The 6,588-nt window shown below is 61.3% G+C and carries 7 protein-coding genes; all 7 read right to left on the reverse strand.

The window, feature by feature from the left end; translation table 11 throughout:
* Positions 1-7: 7 nt before the first annotated feature.
* Complete coding sequence (locus AC1ECN_RS32235) at positions 8-964, reverse strand: ROK family protein (RefSeq protein ID WP_477955245.1); 957 nt, start codon at positions 962-964, stop codon at positions 8-10.
* A 14-nt stretch (positions 965-978) separates the two neighbouring features.
* Positions 979-1,680 (reverse strand): ribulose-phosphate 3-epimerase, encoded by a 702-nt coding sequence (locus AC1ECN_RS32240; protein ID WP_024319768.1) that lies wholly within the window; start codon positions 1,678-1,680, stop codon positions 979-981.
* A 5-nt stretch (positions 1,681-1,685) separates the two neighbouring features.
* Positions 1,686-2,495 carry an alpha/beta fold hydrolase gene (locus AC1ECN_RS32245; protein ID WP_024319767.1) on the reverse strand — a complete coding sequence of 270 codons (810 nt, stop codon included), beginning with the start codon at positions 2,493-2,495 and terminating at the stop codon, positions 1,686-1,688.
* Positions 2,492-3,337: a sugar phosphate isomerase/epimerase family protein gene (locus tag AC1ECN_RS32250; RefSeq protein WP_130682885.1), complete on the reverse strand. Its 846-nt coding sequence runs from the start codon at positions 3,335-3,337 to the stop codon at positions 2,492-2,494. Before AC1ECN_RS32250 ends, AC1ECN_RS32245 begins: the two co-directional genes overlap by 4 nt.
* Positions 3,337-4,413, reverse strand: coding sequence for a Gfo/Idh/MocA family protein (locus tag AC1ECN_RS32255; RefSeq protein WP_024319765.1), 1,077 nt, complete (start codon positions 4,411-4,413; stop codon positions 3,337-3,339). The genes AC1ECN_RS32250 and AC1ECN_RS32255 overlap by 1 nt, the downstream gene beginning before the upstream one ends.
* Before the next feature lie 135 nt (positions 4,414-4,548).
* Positions 4,549-5,694 carry an ABC transporter ATP-binding protein gene (locus AC1ECN_RS32260; RefSeq protein WP_018480621.1) on the reverse strand — a complete coding sequence of 382 codons (1,146 nt, stop codon included), beginning with the start codon at positions 5,692-5,694 and terminating at the stop codon, positions 4,549-4,551.
* Between the two features lie 338 nt (positions 5,695-6,032).
* On the reverse strand, positions 6,033-6,588 hold a 556-nt coding region (locus AC1ECN_RS32265), incomplete at its 5' end, for a PfkB family carbohydrate kinase (protein WP_477955243.1).

The raw sequence follows: 6,588 nt of genomic DNA on the forward strand, positions 1-6,588 counted from the left end.
GTTTGGATCACGTCCGAGTGACCTTCCCGGCCAGAAACGCCAGAGCGGCTGCGCCKACGAGGCCTGAGTTCTGGTCCAATGCCGCCAGCATTACCCTGACATCCTTGAATGCCGGCATTGCCCATTGCGTGATGTAGCTTTGAATGCCCGGTTGCAACCGGTCGAACTCGTGGGAAAGTCCGCCCCCCATCACGATAATATCGGGGCTGAAGATATGGATCAGGCTGGTGAAGCCGCGACCGAGAATTTCCGCTTCCTCGTCAACCAGTTGATTTGCCAGACGATCGCCATCTCTTGCGGCCGCGAAAACGCTGCGGCTGTCGATGGCGCCGCCATCGCTGCCTATCGTTGTCTCGCCAGATTCCATAGCCCTCATCTGCGCGCGGCGCGCAAAAGCCGTTCCGGATCCGTAGGCCTCGAAACATCCTCTGTTGCCGCAGGGGCAAAGCTCTCCGTCCGGCACGACCGACATGTGCCCGACATGGGCTGCCATGCCCTTGCGGCCGCGCACGACGCGACCATCCKACACAACGCCACCGCCAATGCCGGTGCTCACGGTGACATAGACCAGATTATCCAGGCCTTTGCCGGCTCCGAACTGCCACTCGCCGATGGCAGCGGCGATAGCATCATTCTCAAGGTCGACCGGAAACGGAAACCGCTTCTGCAACTCCGCCTTCAGCGGAAAGTCGACAAAGCCGGAGAGGGTCGGGATATGCGAGGCGACACCGGCGACGGTATCGAGCGGACCTGGAGCGGATACGCCGACGCCCACCACAGAGGCAGGGTTCGATGCTTCAAGCAGTCCATCGGTCAGTCCGCAAATCTGGTCGAGCACGCGGGCGGGGCCTGCCAGCGCATCCRTTGGTTCGGCTGCGCGCGCCAGAATCCTGCCCTGCTCGTCAACGAGGGCAGCGCGCACCTGCGTCCCGCCGAGGTCGATTCCAATGGCAACGTGCTGCATGTGAAGACCATGAGTTAGAGTGCGCGCACCCATGCCATCCGCTCGTCGAGCGATGGCGCATTGAAAGCCAAAGAACCGAGAACGACCGTTTCCGCACCGGACTGGCGCAGGAGAGGCACAGTGTGCTCGCGAATACCGCCGTCGGCCGCCAGCACGATCCGATGTGCCGCACTGCAGCCGCCGATGATCTGCTTTGCCTGCTGAAGCCGCGCACTGGCCTTCTCGTCGAGGCCCTGGCCCTTCACGCCGATCGCCGTGCCGAGCAGCGTCACAAAGCTCAGCCGGGAAGCATATCTCTCGACCCGCTCGACAGGGGTGTCGACCTTGAGCACCATACCGGCGGCGACACCGCGGCGGTCGAGAAGATCAAGAGCCTCGTCGGCGACGCTTTCGTTTTCAACATGGAGACTGATCAGGTCGCTGCCCGCATCGGCGAACTGCTCGATCTGCGACAGGAGGATGCTGTCGGCGACCATCAGGTGAACATGGATCGGGCGCGAGGACACTTTGCGCACGCCGGCAACAAGATCAGGGAAAAACAACATTGCCGGTGCGAAATGGCCATCGGCGACATCGATGTGGAGAATGTCGACGTAAGGATCGACGCGTGCCAGATCGTCCGACAGACGGACGAGATCGGCCGACCAGACCGAGAATTCGGCAATCAGGCGATCCTTCGGAAGATCGGCGATCCAGGTCTTGGAGGGGGTCGTCATTGTTTTCAGAGCTCCTTCAGAAAATTGCCCATGGCAAGCCGGAAGTCGGCGACGTATTGCGGGCGGCTCTCGGTCTTCGATGTGATCTGCACCAAACGCGCGCCGGCAATCCGCTCGGCAAGAGCACGCGCATGGCTGAGAGGATGAATGCTGTCCCGATCATGGCCGATAACCAGCGTCGGCATGGAGAGATTGCCGACCTCCTCGTCGGTCACATCAGGACCGTCATTGGAAATCCTGGTGAGCAGTTCGGCGGTCACATCCAAAGGCGTGCGAGAGAAAAAGCCGGCAAGCGAGGCCAGATTGTCCGGCGCCTCGGCAGCGAGCCGCACGCCCACCGGCCCGGCCAGGAACGTGGTCTTTGCCTCGCCCAGCGGCAGAGTTTTCAGAAGCCGCCCGACTTCGGCGTTGGGTGCCATATTCTCAGGCGCGGGTGCCGTCAGCCAGGCCGGCCTTGCAATGATCAGAGCCTGGACAAGATCGGGCCGCTTGACCGCGAGACGCAAGGCGATCGCAGCACCCATCGAGATGCCGCCGATGACGATCGGCGGCGTAAGGTTTTTCTCGACATAGGCGGCGATATCATCGCAGAAGGTCGCGATCGACAACCGCTCCAGATTGCCGGCCCGGGAATGGCCGTGGCCGCGCGCTTCGATCGTTACCCGGCGAAAACCCGCTTCGAGCGGAAAGACTTCGTCGGTCTGCGCCGCGTCTCCGCATAGGCCGTGCTGGAATATGACGGACGCGCCCTCGCCCGCCATATCGACATTGAGAATAGTCCCGTCGCTGGTTTCGAACGGTTGCGCCCGTCTCATCTTCCTGCCCCCGCAGCTTCGCCGCCGAGACTGCTCTTCAGGAAACTCGCCGCACCGGCCGCCTCCGAGGCCGAAAGGCCATGCGTGACGAGACTGCCCTTAAAGCCGATCGCCTTGAGACGGCCGAGATAATGCGCGTAGTCGAGGACACCTTTGCCGGCGGTCGCGAAACTGCCGTCCGGATTGCGATCTTTCGCATGCGCCATGACGATCCGATCGGCCAGAAGGTCGATGGCGGAAGAGACAATGCTCCGCTGCCCATCCAGCGTCGCGACCTCAAAGAGATTGGCCGGATCGAGCACGATCTTGATGCGGGGGCTCTTCAGTGCCGCGATCAGCCGATAGGCTTTCTCAGCTGAGTTGACGACATTGGCAAGCTCGGGCTCGATGCCGAGATCCACATCGTAGCGCTCGGCGATCTCGATGGCCGCGCCCATGGCGTCGAGGAGATCCCGCCAGGCCTCCGGCGTGTCGTTGTCGGCATGCGCCTTCCACTGGTCGATGGGGTCGCGTGTGCCGGTGCAGAGCGTGATCAGGGCCGTCGACATGCTGGTGCTGCGCTCGGCCAGTGTCGCCAGGTTGCGAAGGCCGGCCTCGCGCACTGAGCGATCGGGATGGATCATGTTGAAGGTGCCGGAAACGGCGACGATCTCGACACCGCTGCTTAGCGCCGCTTCGGCGACCGAGCAGGCCTGCGCTTCGGTAATCGTCTCCGGCATCGGCGCAAGGCCCGAGCAGGCCATATTGTATTGTGCGCAGGTGAACCCGGCCGCGGCGACCGAGTTGAAAACAGTCAAGGGTTCCGTTCCCTCGAAGGTCTTTGCGAAGATGCCGAGCTTCATCACACGCCACCCGTGACGTCAGCCAGCGCAACCGCCTTGCCGCTTTCGACGGAGCGCGCGACGGCAACCATGGCCCGTACGGATGCCAGGCCATCATCGATATCGGCGCCTTCCATCACGGCGCCATCCAGAATGGTGCGGGCGAAGCCCTCCACCTGACGGCGGTAGAAATGGCCGTCGGCACCGAGAACGCGACGGGTCGCGCCGTCCGCTTCCCGGAAAATGTCCACCTCGCTGGTCTTGTAGTACCATGGGTTATAGGTCTTGCCCAAAATGCTGCCGTTCTTGCCGTAGATCTGGAAGCCTTCGTGCCAGTCCATGCGCACCTGGACGGTAAGATCGAGATGGCCCAGCGTGCCGGAGGCAAATTCCACGTCCACGAACCAGCACCAGATACCGGCGCGCTCGGACAGACGAGCGTTGACGGAAACGATGTCGCCGGCGAAATACCGTGCCGTGTCGATCAGATGGCAACCGTGCGCAAGCATATAGTAGCGCCGCAGATCGGCCTTCGGATTGGTGGAGGGTTTCTTCGCATTGGCGCTGGTGACGATCAGAGGCTGGACCGCATCGGTCATCGGATAGCGGTGCGTGCTGTCGCAATACCATGCTTTGAGAGCGACCATCTCGCCCATTTCATCGCGGATGAAGGACTTGGCAGCCTGGAGCCCCGCATCGAAACGCTTCATGTGTCCGACCTGGAACACCTTTCCCAACTTGTCGACCGCGGCCTTCAGCTCAAGGCATTCCTCGATGGTGACACCGACGGGTTTCTCGCACAGGACATGCTTGCCCGCCTGAAGGGCGCGAAGGGAGGCCGGGACGTGAAAGGCATCGGCAGTCGCAATGATCACCGCATCGAGATCGGGATCGGCCAGCATCTTGTCATAGTCGCCATAGGTTTTTTCCGCCCCATGGGTGATTGCCATGCGTTCGCGGAGATCTTCGGCGACGTCGCAAATAGCATAGAGGTCGGCATTGGCTGCCTTGGTGCAGCTCTCGAAGTGCGCGGCCTGGGCAATCTGGCCCGCTCCCAATACGCCGATGCGGAGACGTCGTTCCTGTTTTGCTGGCATCGATAAGCCCTTTGGGTCGGATATTGAAGATGAACGCTGGTTTCGGCGTCGGATGGAATGCTTTCAAGACATCGAACGTCGCCGACTGCTTCTGGCCGGACTGCCACCAGCGCCTGCCGGCTCTCCCTCGTCACGTCACAGCGCCATGTGCGTTTGAGGGTGGAAAAAGTGCAGTTTCGCCGGGTCGATGGCCAGATCGATCGATTGGCCTGTCTCGACCGCGCTGACCGCTTCGAACCGCGCGACGGCATTGGCGGCCCCGCTCAGGTCCTCGACGGCATCGGGGTCGCCCGAGTCGATGCGGACCGCGTCGATCTTCAAATGCACGATCAGTTCGGAGCCGAGCTCCTCGATCGACTTCACGACAACCGGGATCGTCGGATGGGAGGCTCCAGACGGCAACCGGCTGTCGTAGAGGTCCTCGGGCCTGACCCCAAAGATCACGTCCTTTCCCTCGAAAGCGGAAAGACCGGGAGCGCGCTCGAAAGCGCCGCCGGACAAGGGAATGGAGAAGCCCGGCAGATGGATCCGTCCGCTCGCCAGACGCCCTTCGAAAAGGTTCATCGACGGCGAACCGATAAAGCCGGCGACAAACGCATTGACCGGGCGGTGATATAGAGCCTTGGGCGTATCCACCTGCTGAAGCACGCCGCCCTTCAGCACCGCGACCCGATCGCCCATGGTCAGCGCTTCGGTCTGGTCGTGCGTCACGTAGATCGTCGTCACGCCCAGCTGTCTCTGCAGGCTGGCGATCTCCGCCCGCATCTGAACGCGCAGCTTCGCATCGAGGTTCGAGAGCGGTTCGTCCATGAGGAATGCCGCGGGTTCGCGGACCATGGCGCGTCCCATCGCAACACGCTGGCGCTGGCCGCCGGAAAGCTGCGCGGGCTTGTTGCCCAGCAAGGGCTCCAGCTGCAGGATCTTGGCGATTTCGTGGACGCGCTTGGTGCGTTCGGCCTTGTTCTTTCCGGCCAGCTTCATCGAAAAGGCAATGTTGTCGAAGACGGTCATGTGCGGATAAAGCGCATAGCTCTGAAAGACCATGGCAATGTCCCGGTCCTTGGGCGCGAGATCCACGACGTCCTGACCGCCGATGCTCAATGTTCCGCTGCTGATTTCCTCGAGCCCGGCAATCATGCGCAGAGCGGTCGATTTTCCGCATCCGGATGGACCGACCAGAATCAGAAACTCGCCATCATGGATCGTCAGGCTCAGATCCTTGATCGCATGGTAGCTGTTTCCATAGGTCTTGCAGATTTTGTCGAGTACAACCACAGCCACGTCTCATCCTCCCGTGCCAGTCCGGATCACATCTTCACACGGCGCTCCCCGCCGTCTCCGATCGTTTCGACAAGAAGGCTCAGGACTGAGCTTCAAAGTCAACAAAAGATTCGAGGATAATTCGCCGAAGATCGCCAGAAGTTTTTCATATCTATTTGAAAAAATTAAATCTTCTTCTATAAATTAAAAATCAATTGCGGAACTATATTTTTTATCGCGCGTAATTTTTTGATGGAAGTACAGCTGTTGAGAGATCGCTCAATGCGATTCAATGACACGTCACCCGTGAGGCTCTGTTGGGGCGGTCGACCGGAGCCGGCACCCATCGCCGCCCGCGCTCATTTTTGGCATCCCGGCATCGGCATTGGTACAGGCGCATTCTCCGCCGCCATCCATGCCATGCACGTCTGGTGATCTGGCAGGCCTCTGCGCCCTCCCCGTGCGGTCACGGAAATGGCGGCCGCCGCCGTGGCATAGGCAGTGCATTCAAGTGGGCGCTTGCCCTCCGCAAGGGCAAGGGCGTAGGCACCGTGAAAACAATCACCGGCGCCGGTCGTGTCGACCGCCTGTACCTGATAGGCCGGCATATGCCACCGGGTGGCATCGCCCTTCTGGCGGAAGTAGGTCCCTCGTTCGCCATCAGTCAGAACAACCGCGGACCGATCCTTTGACCAGAGCTGATCCAGGATCATCGTTGGATCACCCTCGCCGGTGTACTCCCGTCCGAAGGCAATCGGCAGCACCAGGTGATCTGCGAAAGCCAGGATCCGGTCGGTCGCGGCACCGACCGTCCATTCGATATCGGCAATCACGGCCAGGCCCAAGGCGCGTGCGCGCGCCACGACACTTTCGGAGTGCGTGGCATAGCCATCGATCAGCAGTACCGGGGCCTGC

The organism is Rhizobium sp. 01N447_2, from assembly GCF_056399245.1.

Coding starts and splice junctions, on each gene's coding strand:
- AC1ECN_RS32255 (WP_024319765.1), bottom strand. CDS start 4,413: ATGCCAGCAAAACAGGAACGACGTCTCCGCATCGGCGTATTGGGAGCG.
- AC1ECN_RS32240 (WP_024319768.1), bottom strand. CDS start 1,680: ATGACGACCCCCTCCAAGACCTGGATCGCCGATCTTCCGAAGGATCGC.
- AC1ECN_RS32245 (WP_024319767.1), bottom strand. CDS start 2,495: ATGAGACGGGCGCAACCGTTCGAAACCAGCGACGGGACTATTCTCAAT.
- AC1ECN_RS32250 (WP_130682885.1), bottom strand. CDS start 3,337: ATGAAGCTCGGCATCTTCGCAAAGACCTTCGAGGGAACGGAACCCTTG.